We start from the raw sequence: 17,450 nt of genomic DNA on the forward strand, positions 1-17,450 counted from the left end.
GGAGCTGAGGGCCGACGCCGGTCCGTGAAAGGCTCCCGAATGATCGTTCGTCCGCGCCCCACCTTCCTGCAGCTGTTCTTCATCATGCGCGGTTCGGTGGTGCCACGCATCCTGCCGCAGATTTTCGGCTTCGCCATCTATTCGGCGGTCATCCTCGTCGTGGCGCGCCGGTTCCAGCTCGATCTCGGCGTCTTCAACATCACGCCTTTCGGACTGGTGGGCGTGACCTTGTCGATCTATCTGTCGTTTCGCAACAACGCCGCCTATGATCGCTGGTGGGAGGCGCGCAAACTGTGGGGCGCGCTGGTCTTCGAAATCCGCAATCTGGCCCGCGCCACGACAAGCCTCATTCCCGATCGGGCCGAGCAGCGCGCCCTGCTGATGGAAGCGCTGGCCTTCTGTCATTTTCTGCGCGGCCAGTTGCGCAAGATCGACAGCGTCAAGGAGGTCCATGCCTTCATCGAGGCTGAAGCCGGGACGGCCGCAAGTTTCGCCAATCCGGCGGACGAGATGGTCAGGCGCATGGGCCGCCGTGCCAATGCGCAGCGCCGGGGTGGCGACCTCGACACGATCGGCTTTCGCATCCTGGACGAGAGGCTGGCGTCAATCACCGCCATCCAGGCCGGCTGCGAGCGGATCGCCGGCACGCCCTTACCCTTCGCCTACACGCTGCTGGTGCACCGCACGGCCTACATCGTGTGCCTGCTGCTGCCGATTGGCCTGATCTCGACCACCGGCTGGGCGACGCCATTGTTCACGGCGCTGATCGCCTACACCTTCTTCGGCCTCGACGCGCTTTCGGAAGAGCTTGAGGATCCGTTTGGCACCGAAGCCAATGACCTCGCGCTCGACGGCCTGTGCCGGGTCTGCGAAATCTCGGTGTTCGAGGCCTTGGGCGAGACGCCACCAAAGATGCTGTCGGCCGAAAAGTTCTATCTTTCGTAACGCCGCATCGTCAAAAATCCGAACATTTGTCGGATCGACGCCTCACGGAACGTCCTTGGTTCGACCCCACCGAAAAAGGGGCTGACCATCAGGAGGACACCCAATGAGCATTTCTCAAACCGCGCCCGTCTCGGCTGGCGCCCTGTGGACCGGCCGCGCGCTCAGCGGCCTCATCGTCCTGTTCATGATCTTCGACGGCGCCATCAAGCTGCCGCCGCTCGACGTGGTCACCCAGACGATGGTGCCGCTTGGGTGGCCAGCCGATCCCAACGTCGCGCGCATGCTGGGCGTCATCGGCCTGGTCTCGACCGCGCTCTACGCGCTGCCGCGCACCTCCGTGCTCGGCGCCATCCTGCTCACCGCCTATATGGGCGGCGCCATCGCCACCAATGCGCGCATCGGCAATCCGCTGTTCTCGCACACGCTGTTCGGCATCTATCTCGGCATCATCCTATGGGGCGGCCTCTATCTGCGCGACCCCAGGGTTCGTGCGCTGATCCCGTTCAGCCGATAGCCCCTTCCGAGCCAAGAACAGCGTCGACTTCACCTGCACGCCACCGGGTGGCAATACCGCCGATGCGATTTGTCTGGGCGAGCGGCGTCGCGATCTTCGTTCTCTTTGGGATCAAATTAGCCGTCTGAGAGTTAAGCACTTGGCGGCGAGACGGCGATCCGCGTGTGAGAGGAACGACAAATGAAGAAAATACTGACCATTCTGGTGCTGACGACGGCACTGGGTGCATGTTCGCAAACGGAAAAAGGGGCTGCCGTGGGCGGCCTGGGCGGTGCTGCGGTTGGCGCGGCCGTGGCCGGAGATCCGGTGCAGGGCGCTGTTGTCGGCGGTGCGGTCGGCGCCGTGGCCGGCGCGCTGATCGGCCATGCCAGCGAAAGCGGCCAATGCCGGTACCGCGATCGCCATGGTCGGGTCTATGTCGATCGCTGCCCAAGCGGTTATTGATCGGCCTCAGTCCAAACATGAAGAGCAAAACGGCGGGCTTTTGACCCGCCGTTTTGTTCCCGCAAGGAATAGGACGCGATTACTCGGCGGTAGCGGCTTCCGCTTCGGCCGGTGCGGCAGCGGCCGAGGCGACGGCGGCGGCGGCGTCTTCCTGGGCCTTCTTCAGCAGGGCGGCGCGTTCCTGCGCCTTCTTGCCGGGCTCGGCCTTCTTCGGGTTGGAGCGGGCTTCGCGCTTGGCAAGGCCGGCCTCATCGAGGAAGCGCAGCACGCGGTCGGTCGGCTGGGCGCCGTGCGACAGCCAATGCTTGACGCGGTCGGCGTCGACCTTGATGCGCTCGCCGTCCTTCGGCAGCAGCGGGTTCCACGAGCCGAGCGACTCGATGAACCGGCCGTCGCGAGGCGAACGGGCGTCGGCGACGACGACGTGGTAGTAAGGACGCTTCTTCGAGCCCGCACGGGCCAGTCTGATCTTCAGTGCCATTTCTTTTCTCCTAAAAGCTCTGATTTCGTTTGATAAGTCAGGGTTTCTTCAACCCGTTTTCGTCACGCCGTTGGCAGCGGCGATCTGTTCGTGGTGCCGGATCACTTCGCGGACGACGAAGTTGAGGAATTTCTCCGCGAAATCCGGGTCGAGATGCGCGTCATGCGCCAGCTGGCGCAGGCGGGCGATCTGCTGCTGCTCGCGCGCCGGGTCGGCCGGCGGCAGGCCATGCTCGGCCTTGAGCACGCCAACCGCCTTGGTGCAGCGGAAGCGCTCGGCCAGCATGTGAATGAGGGCCGCGTCGATGTTGTCGATCGACGCGCGGTAGCCGGCCAGGATGGTGCGGGCGTCGGCCATGTCCTTTTCTTCGTTCATAGCGTCCTCACTTTTTCTTGCCGAGACCGGGCAGGCCACCACCGCCGCCAAGGCCGGGAAGCTTCATGCCGCCGGGTAGGCCGGGCAAGCCGCCGCCGGGAAGACCGCCGGGCAGGCCCTTCATGCCGCCGAGGCCGGCGGCCTGCGCCTGCTTCTGCAAGGCTTCGAGCTGCTTGGGGTCCATCTTCGACAGATCGGGCATGCCGCCCATGCCGCCGGGCATCATGCCGCCCCCCAAACCACCAAGGCCCATCTTGGAGGCAAGGCCGCCCATCATGCCGCGCATCAGGCCGCCGCCTTTGCCCTTGCCGCCCATCGCCTTCATCATGTCGGCCATGCCGCGATGCATCTTCAGGAGCTTGTTGATCTCGGCGGCATCGGTGCCGGAGCCAGCGGCGATGCGCTTCTTGCGCGAGTGCTTGAGAATGTCGGGATTGGCGCGCTCGGCCTTGGTCATCGAGGAGATGATCGCGAGCTGGCGGCCGAACATCTTGTCGTCGAGGCCGGCGGCGGCCATCTGGTCCTTCATCTTGCCCATGCCGGGCATCATGCCCATGATGCCGCCCATGCCGCCCATCTTCGACATCTGCTGAAGCTGCTGGGCGAGGTCGTTCAGGTCGAACTTGCCCGACTGCATCTTCTTGGCCATCGCCGCCGCCTGCTCGGCATCGATGTTCTCGGCGGCTTTTTCGACGAGCGAGACGATGTCGCCCATGCCCAGGATGCGGTCGGCGATCCGCTTGGGGTGGAATTCCTCCAGCCCATCCATCTTTTCGCCGGTGCCGATCAGCTTGATCGGCTTGCCGGTGACGGCGCGCATCGACAGCGCGGCACCGCCACGGCCGTCGCCGTCCATGCGGGTCAGGACCAGGCCGGTGATACCGACGCGCTCGTCGAAGCTTTTCGCCAGGTTGACGGCGTCCTGGCCGGTCAGCGAATCGGCGACCAGCAGGATCTCGTGCGGGCTCGACACCTTCTTGATGTCGGCCATCTCGACCATCAGCGGCTCGTCGATATGGGTGCGGCCGGCGGTGTCGAGGATGACGACGTCATGGCCGCCGAGCTTGGCCGCCTGCACGGCGCGCTTGGCGATATCGACCGGGTTCTGGCCTGCGATAACAGGCAGCGTCGCCACCTTGACCTGCTCGCCGAGCTGGCGCAGCTGCTCCTGCGCGGCCGGACGCCGCGTGTCGAGCGAGGCCATCAGGACCTTCTTGTTCTGCCGCTCGGTCAGCCGCTTGGCGATCTTGGCCGACGTGGTGGTCTTGCCGGAGCCCTGCAGGCCGACCATCATGATGACGACCGGGGCCGGCGCGTTGAGGTCGATGGCGACGCCCTCGGCGCCGAGCATGTCGACCAGCTCGTCATGGACGATCTTGACGACCATCTGTCCCGGCTTGATCGACTTCAGCACCGCGGCGCCGACGGCCTTCTCGCGCACCTTGTCGGTGAAGGACCGCACCACTTCCAACGCCACGTCGGCCTCGAGCAGCGCACGGCGCACCTCGCGCAACGCTGCCGAGACATCCGCCTCCGACAGCGCGCCGCGGCCGGTCAGGCCGTTCAGGATGGAGCCAAGACGCTCCTGCAGCGATTCAAACATTCGTTTTCCTTTTCCCTGGCACCGGATGGTGCCCGAGAGGTAATGCGTTCGCGCCCAGTCTCCAAGCAAAAGCCAGTCCAAGCAAAAGCCCAAAACCAAAAAGCACCCGGGGGCGCACAGCGCTGCCGGGTGTTGGCCTCCAGGATCTGTTTACAGCACTCGGCCTCAAAGAGGTTTCGGCATCCTGGTCGGCTTGCTCGGAGGGATACTCGTCGCGGAATTGGTGGGCTGTAGACAGGAATTTGGCGCGAGAGTCAAGGCAAGGCCGGTGTTGCGATGTTTTCCGGGCAGCGATCAAGCAGCACCCACGGCGTTTGGAACCTCGGCCGTGACCTTCAGCGGCGAGCGCGGATGCAGCAGCAAGACAATCGTCAGCAGGTTGCAGGCAATACCGATGAGCGCAATGAGGATCGCATCCGATATCATCCAGCCCGGCCCTTCGAGCGGCTTTGCGGTGAACAAGGCGAAGGAATTGTAGCTCTCCTGATGCGAGATCAGCAGGAAGCCGGTGAGGTTGTTGCCAAGATGGGCGCCAAGGGCCGCGCCGAGATTGCCGGTGGCGTAGACCACGAGCGTCAGAAACAGTGCGAAGGCAGCGATCGACACCAGCACGCTGGCGTTGATGGCGGCCGACGAACCGCCGCTCCAGTGCAGCGAGGTGAACAGCAGGCCGGGCAGCAGCGCCCAGACGCACGGGCTTCTGAACCGATTGGCCAGGCCACGCAGCAGATAGCCGCGAAACAGCACCTCCTCCGACGAAGTCTGCAGCAAGGTGAGCGTGGCGATTGGGATCGCGAACAGCAGCCATGACGACAGGCTGATCGTGCCGCGCGCAATGCCGGGCTGCAGCAGATAGAACAGGATTTCGGACAAGGCCGAGGTGATCAGCACCGCGATCAGCCCCTTGAGGAAGTCCGGTCGCGCTACGCGGCGGCCGGCGCCAAGCAGCGCCGACAGCGGCTCGCCATGCACCCAGCGCATCACGATCCACAGGCCGATCCAGATCCCCGCGAAAGAGGCGAGCGCGCAGAGGATGCCAATGGGCGAGGCGAGAAAGCCTTCAATGCCGTATGGCGAAGCCGCCGCCCCCTGCCAGGCGAGGTAAACATGGGTGCCACCGAACAGCACGGCCGCGGTGGTGGCGCCCCAGAACAGGACGACGATCAGCGTTCCCAGCAACAGGCGCGGCAAGGTCGTCCTGGCGTTCGGCGTGTTGCGATAGCGCTCGAAGGCAGTGTCGTCGATCGTCACGCTTGTCCTCGATCCCAATCCATCGCTGCTTAATCCAGCTGATGGCTTCGGGAACCGGATCGATATCAGCAGGAATACGCGCACTCCGATTGCCACGGAACGCAGGCGCGGGCCAGCCTGCCGCGGGGGCCAATCCAGGTTTCGCCGGCGGCCGCTTCGGCGACCGCCGGCATCGCGTCAACGCACGACGTACATGATGCGCCGTGTCTGCGGATCGATCAGCGCCCGCTGGCCGTTCACATAGACATAGCGGTAGTTGTAGTCAGGAATTTCGCGCAGCTCGACCGTATCGGGCAGGGTCGCGCCGGTGACCACCTCGCCGTCGAGATAGACGGGGTCGAGGCGATGGGTGTCGACATAGGTCCGTACCGCGGCCGGCGGCGCTGGAAAGTCGCCAACCACCGGATCGCTGGAAATGATCGCACCGGTATAGTCGGTCGAATAGTTGCCGATGTCGTCCGGCGGCGAGACCACGGCAACGGCGGAGCGGCGCTGCGTCAGCACCACGCGGCTGCCGCCGAAATCGGCGGTGACGTAGTCGGAATAGACCCAGCCCTGGCCGCCGGCTTCGGCGATGGTGCACCATTTGCTGTTTTCGATGCAGCCGTTGAGCGTCGCCGACTGGCCTGCGGCGAGCACGCCAATGACAGGATATTGCGGGCCGGGACCGGCGCGCACGTTGAGATCGGTGACTGCCGAGACAGCGGTATCGGCCAATGCCGCGCCCGACATTGCGGTCAGCATCCCGGCTATTGCGGGAAACAATAAGGATTTCATGGGTTCTCTCCGTTTCACAGTCCCTCGGCGGTGACAACGGGACAGCAGCGCATGCGTTCCGGCTAAAATGCGCGAGCCAACTCACGATTTGTTCCGGCCTCCATCGGCAAGCCGGTCAGAAGATCGTGTACGAACGCCAGTTTCCGCGCGGTCGCGTTCGAAATGACGAAGGGGTAGAGGTCGGGTAGGCCCATGCAGCGGTTGATCGAATTGGAGGCTTCCGACAGCACCAGCCAGCGGGCAAGGATCTTGTCGAAGGGCTCGGGTGTGTTGGCGGGCTCCGAGGGTGCTGCCTGCGGCTCGCCCCCGGTATCGCCCCGCGGCAGTTCGTTCGTCTCCACCGTCTCCAGCCGGCCGAGCGGGAAGTTCAGCGCATGGACCATCTCCAGCGTGTCGGTAATGTGCAGGTGGTGGGCCCAGGTCTCGGCCCAGTCCTCCCACGGATGCGAGGTGGCGTAGGCCGAGATGTGGTCTTGCTGCCAATCGGGCGCCGCGCCATTGGCGTAATAGGCCTTCAGCGCCTGTTCGTAGTCGGCACGCTCGTCGCCGAACAAGGCGCGGAACGCTTCCAGCCTTTGCGGATCGTCGCGGATCAGGCGGTCCCAGTAATAGTGGCCGAGCTCGTGGCGGAAATGGCCGAGCAGCGTGCGGTAATTCTCACCCATCTGGACGCGACGTTTTTCGCGCTCGGCTGAATCGGCTTCGGCGACGTTCAGCGTGATCAGGCCGTTGTCGTGACCAGTGAGAATCCGTTCGCCGCCCGGGCCGCCGCCGATCGGATCGGCGAGGAAGTCGAAGGCCAGCCCGATCTCGTCCGTCGGGCTCTGCTTGGGCGCCACCGGCAGGCCGAAGGCGAGCAGCGAATAGATGGCGCGCTTCTTCGCCGCCTCGACGCGAATCCAGCGGCGGCGATTGCCGTCGACCGAGAGATCGGGGATCAGCTGGTTCAGCACGCAGGCACGGCAGAAGACCTGTCCCGGCTCGGCCATCCAGTTGCAGGCGCATTCGTCGGCATTGGTGCACTGGATCGCGCCGTCGACGCCGGACAAGACAAAGCGCGCGCCCTCGGGATCATAAAGCACGAGACTGCTGCAGTTCAGGCACTGGGCATTCTCGAAATAGAGACGGTGGCCGCAATGCGGGCAGTCGAAAAGTTTCATCTCGGTCTCAATTCGTCAGAAGGGATGTATGATTCATCTGAAAGGGATGCATGGCGGCCCGTGCCCAAACGCTAACCCCCGGCCGGTGTTCCGCGGTCCATCGCGACTATTTTGCTTCGCCGGTCCAGGCGCGCCTGCCCCGGTCCATGGGCGGCATCAACATCTTCCATGCCTGCCACTCGCCATAATAATCACTTGATCGTAGGCAAATTCCCCGGCATTCGCCAGCATCGCGCCACAGACGGTGACAAATGCGCGTTTCGCTGGCAAATTCGCAAACGGGACGTGAATCAGGCAACCAGGAGAACAACATGGCATTTCGTGCCAAGGGTAGGATTTTAGCGGCGGCGGTGGTGGCGGTGCTGGGGCTGGCAACCGGCGCGCAAGCGGCGGCCAGCTGCGGCAAGACCGGCGCCGGCTTCGACGCCTGGAAACAGGACTTCGCCGCCGAGGCCAAGTCCGAAGGTGTCGGGTCGAGGGGTCTGGCTGCTCTGGCCGGCGCGACCTACGCAACAAGGACGATCTCCGCCGACCGCGCCATCCACAAGGCTTTCAGCGGCTCGGTGGACGATTTCATGAAACGCCGCGGCGGGTCGGCGATCATCTCCAAGGGCCGTTCGCTGAAGAAGTCGAACGCGGCGCTGTTCAACCAGATTGAAGCCAACTACGGCGTGTCGCCGGGCGTGCTGCTCGCCATCTGGGGCATGGAAACCGGCTTCGGTGCTTCCATGGGCAACCAGAACACAGTCTCCGCCATTGTGACGCTTGCCTATGATTGCCGCCGGCCCGACTATTTTCACCCGCATGCCATCGCGGCCCTGAAGCTGGTTGATCGCGGAGCGTTGACCGCCTCGTCGGTCGGCGCCATGCATGGCGAGATCGGCCACACGCAGTTCCTGCCCGGAAATGTCTTGAAGTATGCGGTCGGCAGCGGAAACCTGCGCGACAAGGCGATCGCTTTGGCGTCCACCGCCAACTTCCTCAAGGGTCACGGCTGGCGGGCTGGCGCCAGCGCGCAGTCGAATATGGGCGCGATCGCCGGCTGGAATTCGGCAAGCGTCTATCAGCAGGCCATCGCCCGCATCGCCACCGCGATCGACGCCGATTGATCGATCCGCACGGCCATTGAACGAAAAACCCGGCTCCGCGCCGGGTTTTTCATTTCACGTCGAGCGCATAGGAGCAGCCGGCCAGCGTCCTGCCGGGGTGGGACTCGACGGTCGAGACGTTGAGCGTGATGCGCGTGGCAAGGCTCACGCCGCCGGCGTCCTCGCTGCTTTCGGCCATGACCTTCTCGCCGAGGAACTTGTCCGGCGTCGAGACCGTCGCCGGGACGTCGAGCTGGCGGGCGAGGTCCGGCGCTGCGATGCCATCAAGCACGGCCATCGGCCCTGTCGCGGTAAAGACGATCGTCGCGGTCTCGCGCCCGAAGACATGGACCGGGACCGGCAATCGATACTGCCGCAGGAAGGGATTGCCGGAAGCGACCTCCTTCCAGCCAAGGGTCTGCGCCGCGTCTGGCTCACCGCCCAGCCAGAGGGCAAGACCATTATACGCCGGCAGATCGGCCCTGCATTCGATGAGGGCGGCGAGGTCCAGGGAGGTGGGCGCGAAGTCCCCAGCCATGACCGGCGCCGCCAGAAAGAGCAGCGGCACCGGGCATCGACCGAGACAGCGCATTCCGTCTAGCTGTTGCGGTTGCGCGCGGCCAATGTCCGCAGCCTCAGCGCATTGAGGCGGATGAAGCCGGCGGCGTCCTTCTGGTCATAGGCGCCACGGTCGTCCTCGAAGGTGACCAGCGCGTCGGAATAGAGCGTCTTCCCAGATTTGCGGCCGGTGACCATGACATTGCCCTTGTAGAGCTTCAGCCGCACCGTGCCTTCGACGTCTTCCTGGCTCTTGTCGATCATCGCCTGCAGCATCAGGCGCTCGGGCGAGAACCAGAAGCCGTTGTAGATGAGCTCCGCGTAGCGCGGCATGAACTCGTCCTTGAGGTGCGCGGCACCCCGGTCGAGCGTGATCGATTCAATGGCGCGATGGGCCACGATCAGGATGGTGCCGCCCGGCGTTTCATACACGCCTCGCGATTTCATGCCGACGAAACGGTTCTCGACCAGGTCGAGCCGGCCTATGCCATTGTCGCGGCCGAGATCGTTGAGCGCCGCCAGCATGGTGGCCGGCGACAGCTTCTTGCCGTTGAGCGCGACCGGGTCGCCCTTCAGGAATTCGATCTCGATCTCGGTGACGGCATCCGGCGCGTCCATCGGCGACACGGTGCGCTGATGCACGAATTCCGGCGGCTCGCTCCATGGGTCTTCCAGCACCTTGCCCTCGGAGGACGAGTGCAGCAGATTTGCGTCGACCGAGAACGGTGCGTCGCCCCTCTTGTCCTTCGGCACCGGGATCTGGTGCTGTTCGGCGAAGTTCATCAGGTCGGTGCGCGATTTGAACGACCAGTCGCGCCACGGCGCGATGACCTTGATGTCGGGGTTGAGCGCATAGGCCGAAAGCTCGAAACGGACCTGGTCGTTGCCCTTGCCGGTGGCGCCATGCGCGATGGCGTCGGCGCCGGTTTCCCTGGCGATCTCGACCAGGTGCTTGGAGATCAGCGGCCGCGCGATCGAGGTGCCCAGGAGATAGGTGCCTTCATAGACGGTGTTGGCGCGGAACATAGGGAAGACGAAGTCGGCGACGAATTCCTCGCGTACGTCGACGACGCGGATGTCCTTGATGCCCATCATCTCGGCCTTGCGGCGCGCCGGCTCCAGCTCGCCGCCCTGGCCGAGGTCGGCGGTGAAGGTGACGACTTCGGCGCCGAGTTCGGTCTGCAGCCATTTAAGGATGATGGATGTGTCGAGGCCGCCGGAATAGGAGAGCACGACCTTCTTGACGTCTTTGAATTTGGACATTTCTGCTCCGTGGAAAAGCGGACGCCTGAGGCAAGGCGTCACGGATTGTCGGAGCGCCTTTTAGCAGGAACGGCAAAGCGAGCAAGCGCACGCGGCGCAAGGTTGCTGATCCAGCGCGGCAGTGCGACGCCGGGCTTGATCGGGAGGACCGATCCCCGGGCCATGCCGCCGGTCACCAGGCGCTCAAGAACGCCGCCTGTAAGCTGCGAAATGTAAGCTGGCGAAACTGGCCGAACCGCTCCAACTCCACCGGAGGACGCGCTGGCCCCATCTGGCGCCGGCGAGACGGGTCCTGTATAGCCGACGCGTTCCCCCGGGGCCTGCCATGTCCTTCATTCCCGACACCACCACGCTGATCCAGTTCGCCATCGCCACCGTGATCCTGGCGATCACGCCAGGCCCCGACATGACGCTGTTCGTGTCGCGCACGCTGAGCCAGGGCCGCGCCACCGGCTTTGCCTCAATGGCCGGCGCGCTGTGCGGCACGCTGATCCACACCACGCTGGTGGTGGTTGGCGTCTCGGCGCTGATCGTCGCCTCGCCGATGGCTTTCTTCGTGCTGAAGATCTTTGGCGCCGGCTATCTCGTCTTCCTCGCCTGGCAGGCGATCGCCAAGGGCTCGGCTTTCTCGCCGGAAAAGAAGACCGGCCCGCGGATTTCCTTGTTGCGCAGCTGGGCGGCGGGACTCGGCGTCAATTTGCTCAACCCGAAGATCATCCTGTTCTTCATGACCTTCCTGCCGCAATTCGTCTCCGCGCACGATCCGAACGCGCCGGGGAAGCTGTTCTTCCTCGGCTCCATGTTCATCGTGCTGTCGATCCCGGTGACGGTACCGATGGTGCTGGCGGCGGAAAAATTCTCGGCGGCGATGAAAGCCAGCCCCCGTGTGACGCGGGTGGTCGACTATCTCTTCGCCGGCGTGTTCTCGGCGTTCGCGCTCAAGATCCTGACGGCCCAGGCGAAGTAGAGACCTTCCACCAGCTTCCCGCCCAGCGCCCGGCGGCAAGCCAATAGAAGATCCCGCCGACCATGCCGCCACCGAGCACCGCCATGATGGCGCTGGCTTCGGTGACCGCGAAAGGGGAATCGCGGACATTGTCGACGAGGCCTAGGAAAACCCCCGCCACCACCGCGCCGGCGAGCGCGTAGAATAACCAGTCGCGCCGGCCGAGGATTTCGGCAATCAGGATGACGATCGCCGCCGGCATGAAGCCGAAATAGGCGACGAACAGGGCGACGAAGGGAATTGAAAAATAGAGCGATGCCGTTGCCGCCGGATGCGCTTGCGCCGGCGCGTAGCCGAGCGAGGCCAGGAACAGGATGTTGAGGAAGGCGCTCGCCGCCAGCGAGGCGATGGCATAACCGAATAGGATGATGGCGAAGCGCACGATGCAGGCGACGAGACGGTTCATCGGGGATCACGGCCCGTGAGACGACCGGAGCTGCGTCCAGCCAGAAGCCAGTAGACCCAGCCGGCGGCAATGCCGGCGGCGGCCAGAAAACCTAGGAAGCCCGGATTGAAAACGAAGCCTCCGGCGGAGCCCGGCACAAAAACACCAAAGGCGATCGACGTGACCGCGCCCGTGACGGCGAAGTAGAACCATCCTCGCAGAGCCAGCCGTTCGGCGACGAAGATCGCCGGGCCGACGATCAGCAGCGCGCAGATCGCCACGGTCAACACGGCGAGCGGGAAGGAGGCCAGCCAGTCGAATGTGAAAATGATCGACCAGTTGCCGTCCTCGATCCCTGCCAGAAGAACGATCAGCAACACCGGCACCAGGATCGAGGTGAGCACGGCGGCGAGGTAGCCGACCGCAATCATGGCGAAGCGTGTGAGGCCGGCGGCGAGACGGCTCACACCTCGCCGTGCCCCGCGATCATCATGGCTTCCAGCGCCAGCCGGTCGACCTTGCGCATGCGTTCCGATTCCGACTTCAGCTGGCCGCAGGCGGCCAGGATGTCGCGGCCGCGCGGCGTGCGGATCGGCGAGGCATAGCCGGCATTGTTGATGTAGTCGGCGAACTTCTCGATCGTCTCCCAGTCCGAGCACTGGTAGTTGGTGCCCGGCCACGGGTTGAACGGGATCAGGTTTATCTTGGCCGGAATCCCCTTGAGCAGCTTGATCAGCCCCTTGGCGTCCTCGATGGAATCGTTGACGTCCTTCAGCATCACATATTCGAAGGTGATGCGCTTGGCGTTGGAGAGGCCGGGATAGGCGCGGCAGGCGGCGATCAGCTCCTTCAGCGGATACTTCTTGTTGATCGGTACCAGAAGGTCGCGCAGATCGTCGTTGGTCGCATGCAGCGAGATCGCCAGCATGACGCCGATCTCCTCGCCGGTGCGGAAAATCTCGGGCACGACGCCGGAGGTCGACAGCGTGATGCGACGCTTCGACAGGGACAGGCCGTCGCCGTCGGAGGCGATCAGCAGCGCCTTCTTCACCGCCTCGAAATTATAGAGCGGCTCGCCCATGCCCATCATGACGATGTTGGACACTTTCCGGCCCTCGGCCGGCACGATGGCGCCATCCGGCGTGTCGCGGTCGGGGAAGTCGCCGAGCCGGTCGCGCGCGGTGAGCAACTGCGCCAGGATTTCTTCCGCGGTCAGGTTGCGCACCAGCTTCTGCGTGCCGGTGTGGCAGAACGAACAGGTCAGCGTGCAGCCGACCTGCGAGGAGATGCAGAGCGTGCCACGGCCTTCCTCGGGGATATAGACGGTCTCGATCTCGACCGGCCGGCCGGCGCCGCGGGGCGGAAAGCGGAACAGCCACTTTCGCGTGCCGTCGGCGGAAATCTGCTCCTCGACGATCTCGGGCCGGGCGACGGTGAAATGCTTGTCGAGTTCGGCGCGCAGATCCTTGGAGATGTTGAACATGCCGGCGAAGTCGGAAACGCCGCGCACATACATCCAGTGCCAGAGCTGCTGGGCGCGCATCTTTGCCTGGCGCTCCGGCACGGTGCCGGATTCGACAAGAGCGGCGGCGAGTTCCGTCCGCGTGAGACCGATCAGCGATGGCTTTTCGGTCCGCGCGGCACGGCCGCGCAAGGCGTCACGGGCGCCTTCGGCGGTAAGGTCGAGTGAAAGGGTCATGGTTGCACAGATATAAGCGGTTTGCGGCCGATTTCATCCATCGGCCCGATATGAAGCGCGGCGCATAGCACAGGTTGAGCGCGAAGTCATGCCGTGCACGCCAAACTGGGGTCCGTCGTCGGTGTCCCGATCGCCACCGTCCCCGTGAAGGACGATGTCGTTGGCGGCGATCACTTAGTCGTGTTGGCGTAACGATCCCCATCGCGCCTTCGAACCCTGAATGGGGCAACTGTGCCCCTACAGAATGGGAGTATGCAGGATGAAATCGATCAAGCTCGCCGTCGTTGCCGGCTTCGCCGCGCTTTGCGCCTCGCAGGCGTTTGCCGAGGACGCGATGGGCACCATGAGCATGATGAAAGGCGGACAAGTGACGGCGATCATGCCCGACGGGCATATGGGCACCATGACGCCGGACGCGAAGATGGGCGCCGACATGATGAAGATGGCCAAGCCGATCAAGCACTGCATGATGATGATGACCGACGCCAAGGGCAAAGCCTACATGATCGACACCTCGACCAAGAAGGCCCAGGCCGAATGTGAAAAAATGGCTATGTGACGATCCCGCAAGGATGTTCCCGCCGGCTTGGAGGCCGGCGGGACGAGCGGCTTCCATATTCCGCGCGTCCATCCCCGCGCCTACCTGTCGATGGAGAGCGTATCGATCCCGGTGCTCTGGTCGGTTTCCGGCGGTGGCGGCGCGGCCCCGCGGGCTCGGTAGGACGGCAGGTCGGGAGCGCCGGCCGCCACGGGATTGGCGTCGAGCCGCGCGATCAGACGCTTCATTTGCGTGATCTCGCGCACCTGGGCGTCGATGATGCCGTCCGCCAGCTTTCGCACCTCCGGGTCGCGGATATGGGCGCGTTCGCTGGTCATGATCGCGATCGAGTGGTGCGGGATCATGGCCTTCATGTAAGAGACGTCGCTCACGGTTTCCTGGCTTCTGACCAGCCACAAGGCGCCAGCGAATACCAGCATGCCGCCGATGACGATGCCTACATTCGCGGCCACGCTCCCGTACATCCCCCACATGAAGCCGATCATGACGACGGCCATGGCGGCGCCCATTACGATGGCCATCCACACCCGGGTCTGGCTGAAGAAAACATGATCCAGCGCATAGGTGTTCAGGTACATGAGCCCGTACATGAGGACCATGGAAACCAGGATCATCGCGGCGAATCTGACATAGCTCATGACTGCGGGCTCCTTGTTCAAAGGGACACAACCGCGACGGTGGGCTTTTTGATCCCGTCCGATCGGCAGACTCACACTTGATCGGCGTCATGCCTGTGTTAGGGCTGGGTTTTCCCCCCGAGGATAGACATGGCCGGCCAATCGCGAAAACACCCCATGCTGCGGCGTTCGCGCGCCATGTGGGCCTCGCGCCGCGTCTGGCAGCCACGTCTGGTGTTCTGGGCCGGTGCGATCTCGATCGGCCTGATCAGCGTGCTCTTTGCCGTGCTGGCCGACAAGGCGCAGGCGCTGTTTCATGTCGTGATCGGCAATGACGGCGGCTGGCCTTTCTATCTGCCGCTGGCGATCACGCCGTTCGGCTTTGTCCTGTGCGCCTGGCTGGCGCACGCCTTCTTCCCGGGCTCGCAAGGCAGCGGCATTCCGCAGGCGATCGCCGCCCGCCACCTGCGCGACGATGACGACCGCAGCCATATCCTGTCGCTCAGGCTGGTGGTGGGCAAGATCGCGCTCACCATCGTCGGCCTGTTCTGCGGCGCTTCGATCGGCCGCGAGGGACCGACCGTGCAGGTCGGCGCGTCGCTGATGCTGCAGGCGGCGCGCTGGGGCGGCATGGCGCAGGCGCGCGGCCTGATCCTGGCCGGCTCGGCGGCGGGCATCGCGGCGGCGTTCAACACCCCGCTCGCCGGCATCGTCTTCGCCATCGAGGAAATGGGCCGCACCTATGAGGCGCGCACCAACGGGCTGGTGCTGACGGCGGTCATCCTGGCCGGCCTCGCCTCGCTCGGCGTGCTCGGCAATTACACGTATTTCGGCGTGTCCAAGGAGACGATCTCGTTTGCCGTCGACTGGCCGCTGGTGATCGCCTGCGGCGTCATCGGCGGCGGCTTTGGCGCCTTGTTCTCGTTGCTGGCGTTGAAGGCGACGCGGCGTATCCGACGCTGGAACGCGCTGCAGCCGCTGTGGCGCGCGCTGCTGGTGGCCGCGATCTGCGGACTGGCGGTCGCGGTGATCGGTATCGCCTCGGGCGGGCTGACCTTCGGCACCGGCTACGCGCAGGCGCGCAGCGCGGTCGAAGGCATGCCGCTGCCCTGGTTCTTCTTTGCCGAGAAATTCGCGGCCGGCCTGCTGTCGATGATCTCAGGCATTCCCGGCGGCATCTTCGCGCCCTCGCTGGCGGTCGGCGCCGGCATCGGCAGCTCGCTCGGCCTGATGTTCGGGAGCAGCGCGGGCGTCGCGGCCCTGCTCGGCATGGCGGGCTATTTCGCCGGCGTCGTGCAAGCGCCGATGACGGCTTTCGTCATCATCCTCGAAATGACCGGCAATCACGACAATGTCATCGGCCTGATGCTGGCTTCGATGCTGGGCTACGGCACGGCGCGGCTGATCTCGCACGAGCCGCTTTATCACGCCCTGTCGCGGGTGTTCATCGCCGAGGCGATCCGGCGGCGGCGGGCGGAGGCCGCACCGGAATCAGGGCTGGGCTGAAAAAGCAAAGGCCGGGCGTTACGGCCCGGCCTTCGGTTCAAAAACGAAGATGGCCTATTTGCACTTGGCGATCGAGGACAGCGCCGCCGAAATGCCCTTAAGCGAGAAGACATAGTTCGTGGGATTGCCGCGGCCCGACTTCGCCGACACCTTCATGTCGGTTCCGGTCTTCATCGCGGCGATCAGCACTGGCTCTTCCGCCGCGTTCTCGACCCAGGCCGATTTGCCGCGCGTGAACATCGAGAAGCTCTTCTTGTCGATGGTGACGGTGGCCTTGGAACCTTCCTGGAAATTGTAGCCGGCGATGAACTGAGGCTCATAGGACACTTGCTGGCCGGGCCGCTGGCTGACGAAGAAGAACATGTCGCCATGGTCGAGCGTCGGCGGCTGCTTGTCGGTCGGCACGGTCAGCACGTAGCAGACCTTGCCGCCCGAAGCCTGGTAGCTGTAGGTCCCCCAGGCATTGTGCTGGCCGATCTTGGTCGCCTGCTGCGCCAGCGCCGGCGCCGCCGAGGCCGCCAGGACCAGGCTCGAAACTAGTGCAATCAATCCGCGCATCGTTTTTCCCGTATTCCAAATGGTGCGGAGGCGGGCCGCGTGGCGTCCTGCCGTCGCTTCATTTTGATTTAATCTGGGTTACCAAACGGTGAATTTCCCAAGAGAAAAGGACCTTCACCCCAGGAAACCGCCGCCATTTCCGCGCCGCCGCCTTGTCAGCGGCCGGCTCGGTGTCCCTTTGGCGACTTGGAGGCCACGAAAACGGCAAGAGTTTGACTTCTAACCCGCCGCTGAACGCCCCTGTCCAGCGGTCGAGCCGTCGCGGCGGGATTCGGCCGGCGGGACTTCAGCTCTTATCGGCGATGGCGTCCTTGGCGGCTTGCCGGTGCGCGGGCGTGAGCTGACGGCGGTGATCGCGGCGGTCAGCACGGCGATGTCGTCGGTGAAGCCGAGACCGAAGATGAAGTCGGGGATGAGGTCGACCGGCAGGACGAAATAGCCGAGCGCGGCCACCAATATGCCCTTGGCGCGCAGCGGCGTCTTCTTGTCCATGGCGCAGTAATAGGCGGCGACGACATCTTCCATGAACGGAATCTGCCGAGCGGCCTTCCTGGCCGTGCGCCAGAACTTTTCGCGCACTTCGCCTTCGCCGGCCAGCTTGTCGCCAAAGCCGAAGAAATCAAAACCGGATTCTTGCGCCATCAATCTCTCCTCGCGGGCC

General features: G+C 64.4%; 20 protein-coding genes and 1 pseudogene. 7 read left to right on the forward strand and 14 right to left on the reverse strand.

The window, feature by feature from the left end:
- Window positions 1-39: 39 nt before the first annotated feature.
- The 3 genes from LB524_RS20765 to LB524_RS20775 all read left to right on the forward strand — a co-directional run bounded on the left by LB524_RS20765 (window position 40) and on the right by LB524_RS20775 (window position 1,903).
- Entirely contained in the window at window positions 40-945 is a 906-nt protein-coding gene (locus tag LB524_RS20765; protein ID WP_224529729.1) for a bestrophin family protein, read from the forward strand.
- Between the two features lie 103 nt (window positions 946-1,048).
- Window positions 1,049-1,459, forward strand: coding sequence for a DoxX family protein (locus LB524_RS20770; RefSeq protein WP_224529731.1), 411 nt, complete (start codon window positions 1,049-1,051; stop codon window positions 1,457-1,459).
- A gap of 180 nt (window positions 1,460-1,639) precedes the next feature.
- Window positions 1,640-1,903, forward strand: a complete 264-nt coding sequence (locus tag LB524_RS20775; protein ID WP_015314961.1) for a YMGG-like glycine zipper-containing protein — start codon at window positions 1,640-1,642, stop codon at window positions 1,901-1,903.
- 79 nt (window positions 1,904-1,982) lie between these two features.
- On the opposite strand, the gene rpsP is transcribed toward LB524_RS20775, so the two are convergent.
- The 6 genes from rpsP to LB524_RS20805 all read right to left on the reverse strand — a co-directional run bounded on the left by rpsP (window position 1,983) and on the right by LB524_RS20805 (window position 7,550).
- Window positions 1,983-2,384 (reverse strand): 30S ribosomal protein S16, encoded by a 402-nt coding sequence (gene rpsP, locus LB524_RS20780; protein ID WP_023774471.1) that lies wholly within the window; start codon window positions 2,382-2,384, stop codon window positions 1,983-1,985.
- A gap of 48 nt (window positions 2,385-2,432) precedes the next feature.
- A complete protein-coding gene (locus LB524_RS20785) occupies window positions 2,433-2,759 on the reverse strand; it encodes a chorismate mutase (protein ID WP_015314959.1) in 327 nt (108 codons plus the stop codon).
- Between the two features lie 7 nt (window positions 2,760-2,766).
- Entirely contained in the window at window positions 2,767-4,362 is a 1,596-nt protein-coding gene (gene ffh, locus LB524_RS20790; RefSeq protein ID WP_015314958.1) for a signal recognition particle protein, read from the reverse strand.
- 294 nt (window positions 4,363-4,656) lie between these two features.
- On the reverse strand, window positions 4,657-5,613 hold the full coding sequence (locus LB524_RS20795; protein ID WP_224529733.1) for a CPBP family intramembrane glutamic endopeptidase: 957 nt from the start codon (window positions 5,611-5,613) through the stop codon (window positions 4,657-4,659).
- A 177-nt stretch (window positions 5,614-5,790) separates the two neighbouring features.
- The gene (locus tag LB524_RS20800; RefSeq protein WP_015314956.1) at window positions 5,791-6,390 is read right to left on the reverse strand and encodes a DUF1236 domain-containing protein; all 600 of its coding nucleotides are present in this window, start codon (window positions 6,388-6,390) and stop codon (window positions 5,791-5,793) included.
- A 62-nt stretch (window positions 6,391-6,452) separates the two neighbouring features.
- The gene (locus tag LB524_RS20805) at window positions 6,453-7,550 is read right to left on the reverse strand and encodes a putative zinc-binding metallopeptidase (protein ID WP_224529742.1); all 1,098 of its coding nucleotides are present in this window, start codon (window positions 7,548-7,550) and stop codon (window positions 6,453-6,455) included.
- A gap of 311 nt (window positions 7,551-7,861) precedes the next feature.
- On the opposite strand from LB524_RS20805, the gene LB524_RS20810 reads away from it, so the two are divergent.
- Window positions 7,862-8,659, forward strand: a complete 798-nt coding sequence (locus tag LB524_RS20810; RefSeq protein WP_015314954.1) for a lytic transglycosylase domain-containing protein — start codon at window positions 7,862-7,864, stop codon at window positions 8,657-8,659.
- A gap of 49 nt (window positions 8,660-8,708) precedes the next feature.
- Here LB524_RS20810 and LB524_RS20815 read toward each other — a convergent pair whose 3' ends face one another.
- A complete protein-coding gene (locus tag LB524_RS20815; RefSeq protein WP_411909928.1) occupies window positions 8,709-9,176 on the reverse strand; it encodes a hypothetical protein in 468 nt (155 codons plus the stop codon).
- A 59-nt stretch (window positions 9,177-9,235) separates the two neighbouring features.
- Complete coding sequence (locus tag LB524_RS20820) at window positions 9,236-10,459, reverse strand: argininosuccinate synthase (protein WP_224529745.1); 1,224 nt, start codon at window positions 10,457-10,459, stop codon at window positions 9,236-9,238.
- A gap of 325 nt (window positions 10,460-10,784) precedes the next feature.
- On the opposite strand from LB524_RS20820, the gene LB524_RS20825 reads away from it, so the two are divergent.
- Entirely contained in the window at window positions 10,785-11,426 is a 642-nt protein-coding gene (locus LB524_RS20825) for a LysE family translocator (protein ID WP_015314951.1), read from the forward strand.
- Here the strand turns inward: LB524_RS20825 and LB524_RS20830 are convergent.
- From LB524_RS20830 to rlmN, 3 genes are read right to left on the reverse strand one after another with little or no spacing between them, the layout of a single operon-like run.
- Complete coding sequence (locus LB524_RS20830) at window positions 11,398-11,871, reverse strand: hypothetical protein (protein WP_224529747.1); 474 nt, start codon at window positions 11,869-11,871, stop codon at window positions 11,398-11,400. The genes LB524_RS20825 and LB524_RS20830 overlap by 29 nt on opposite strands.
- A complete protein-coding gene (locus tag LB524_RS20835) occupies window positions 11,868-12,281 on the reverse strand; it encodes a hypothetical protein (RefSeq protein ID WP_224529748.1) in 414 nt (137 codons plus the stop codon). Before LB524_RS20835 ends, LB524_RS20830 begins: the two co-directional genes overlap by 4 nt.
- Window positions 12,282-12,313: 32 nt before the next feature.
- Window positions 12,314-13,549 (reverse strand): 23S rRNA (adenine(2503)-C(2))-methyltransferase RlmN, encoded by a 1,236-nt coding sequence (gene rlmN / locus LB524_RS20840; RefSeq protein ID WP_140618248.1) that lies wholly within the window; start codon window positions 13,547-13,549, stop codon window positions 12,314-12,316.
- Between the two features lie 259 nt (window positions 13,550-13,808).
- On the opposite strand from rlmN, the gene LB524_RS20845 reads away from it, so the two are divergent.
- The gene (locus LB524_RS20845; protein ID WP_015314947.1) at window positions 13,809-14,108 is read left to right on the forward strand and encodes a hypothetical protein; all 300 of its coding nucleotides are present in this window, start codon (window positions 13,809-13,811) and stop codon (window positions 14,106-14,108) included.
- A gap of 80 nt (window positions 14,109-14,188) precedes the next feature.
- Here LB524_RS20845 and LB524_RS20850 read toward each other — a convergent pair whose 3' ends face one another.
- Window positions 14,189-14,746 carry a DUF305 domain-containing protein gene (locus LB524_RS20850; protein WP_140791619.1) on the reverse strand — a complete coding sequence of 186 codons (558 nt, stop codon included), beginning with the start codon at window positions 14,744-14,746 and terminating at the stop codon, window positions 14,189-14,191.
- Between the two features lie 129 nt (window positions 14,747-14,875).
- Between LB524_RS20850 and LB524_RS20855 the strand changes: the two genes are divergently transcribed.
- Window positions 14,876-16,231 (forward strand): chloride channel protein, encoded by a 1,356-nt coding sequence (locus LB524_RS20855; protein ID WP_224529750.1) that lies wholly within the window; start codon window positions 14,876-14,878, stop codon window positions 16,229-16,231.
- A 54-nt stretch (window positions 16,232-16,285) separates the two neighbouring features.
- Here the strand turns inward: LB524_RS20855 and LB524_RS20860 are convergent, their stop codons facing one another.
- Window positions 16,286-16,789 (reverse strand): invasion associated locus B family protein, encoded by a 504-nt coding sequence (locus tag LB524_RS20860; protein ID WP_015314944.1) that lies wholly within the window; start codon window positions 16,787-16,789, stop codon window positions 16,286-16,288.
- A 286-nt stretch (window positions 16,790-17,075) separates the two neighbouring features.
- A pseudogene (locus tag LB524_RS20865) lies at window positions 17,076-17,431 on the reverse strand (YkvA family protein).
- Between the last annotated feature and the right edge of the window lie 19 nt (window positions 17,432-17,450).

The sequence above is a fragment of the Mesorhizobium sp. ESP6-5 genome (assembly GCF_020164695.1).
GTDB lineage: Bacteria > Pseudomonadota > Alphaproteobacteria > Rhizobiales > Rhizobiaceae > Mesorhizobium > Mesorhizobium australicum.

Coding starts and splice junctions, on each gene's coding strand:
- LB524_RS20765 (WP_224529729.1), top strand. CDS start 40: ATGATCGTTCGTCCGCGCCCCACCTTCCTGCAGCTGTTCTTCATCATG.
- LB524_RS20770 (WP_224529731.1), top strand. CDS start 1,049: ATGAGCATTTCTCAAACCGCGCCCGTCTCGGCTGGCGCCCTGTGGACC.
- LB524_RS20775 (WP_015314961.1), top strand. CDS start 1,640: ATGAAGAAAATACTGACCATTCTGGTGCTGACGACGGCACTGGGTGCA.
- rpsP (WP_023774471.1), bottom strand. CDS start 2,384: ATGGCACTGAAGATCAGACTGGCCCGTGCGGGCTCGAAGAAGCGTCCT.
- LB524_RS20785 (WP_015314959.1), bottom strand. CDS start 2,759: ATGAACGAAGAAAAGGACATGGCCGACGCCCGCACCATCCTGGCCGGC.
- ffh (WP_015314958.1), bottom strand. CDS start 4,362: ATGTTTGAATCGCTGCAGGAGCGTCTTGGCTCCATCCTGAACGGCCTG.
- LB524_RS20800 (WP_015314956.1), bottom strand. CDS start 6,390: ATGAAATCCTTATTGTTTCCCGCAATAGCCGGGATGCTGACCGCAATG.
- LB524_RS20805 (WP_224529742.1), bottom strand. CDS start 7,550: ATGAAACTTTTCGACTGCCCGCATTGCGGCCACCGTCTCTATTTCGAG.
- LB524_RS20810 (WP_015314954.1), top strand. CDS start 7,862: ATGGCATTTCGTGCCAAGGGTAGGATTTTAGCGGCGGCGGTGGTGGCG.
- LB524_RS20815 (WP_411909928.1), bottom strand. CDS start 9,176: ATGGCTGGGGACTTCGCGCCCACCTCCCTGGACCTCGCCGCCCTCATC.
- LB524_RS20820 (WP_224529745.1), bottom strand. CDS start 10,459: ATGTCCAAATTCAAAGACGTCAAGAAGGTCGTGCTCTCCTATTCCGGC.
- LB524_RS20825 (WP_015314951.1), top strand. CDS start 10,785: ATGTCCTTCATTCCCGACACCACCACGCTGATCCAGTTCGCCATCGCC.
- LB524_RS20830 (WP_224529747.1), bottom strand. CDS start 11,871: ATGAACCGTCTCGTCGCCTGCATCGTGCGCTTCGCCATCATCCTATTC.
- LB524_RS20835 (WP_224529748.1), bottom strand. CDS start 12,281: ATGATTGCGGTCGGCTACCTCGCCGCCGTGCTCACCTCGATCCTGGTG.
- rlmN (WP_140618248.1), bottom strand. CDS start 13,549: ATGACCCTTTCACTCGACCTTACCGCCGAAGGCGCCCGTGACGCCTTG.
- LB524_RS20845 (WP_015314947.1), top strand. CDS start 13,809: ATGAAATCGATCAAGCTCGCCGTCGTTGCCGGCTTCGCCGCGCTTTGC.
- LB524_RS20850 (WP_140791619.1), bottom strand. CDS start 14,746: ATGAGCTATGTCAGATTCGCCGCGATGATCCTGGTTTCCATGGTCCTC.
- LB524_RS20855 (WP_224529750.1), top strand. CDS start 14,876: ATGGCCGGCCAATCGCGAAAACACCCCATGCTGCGGCGTTCGCGCGCC.
- LB524_RS20860 (WP_015314944.1), bottom strand. CDS start 16,789: ATGCGCGGATTGATTGCACTAGTTTCGAGCCTGGTCCTGGCGGCCTCG.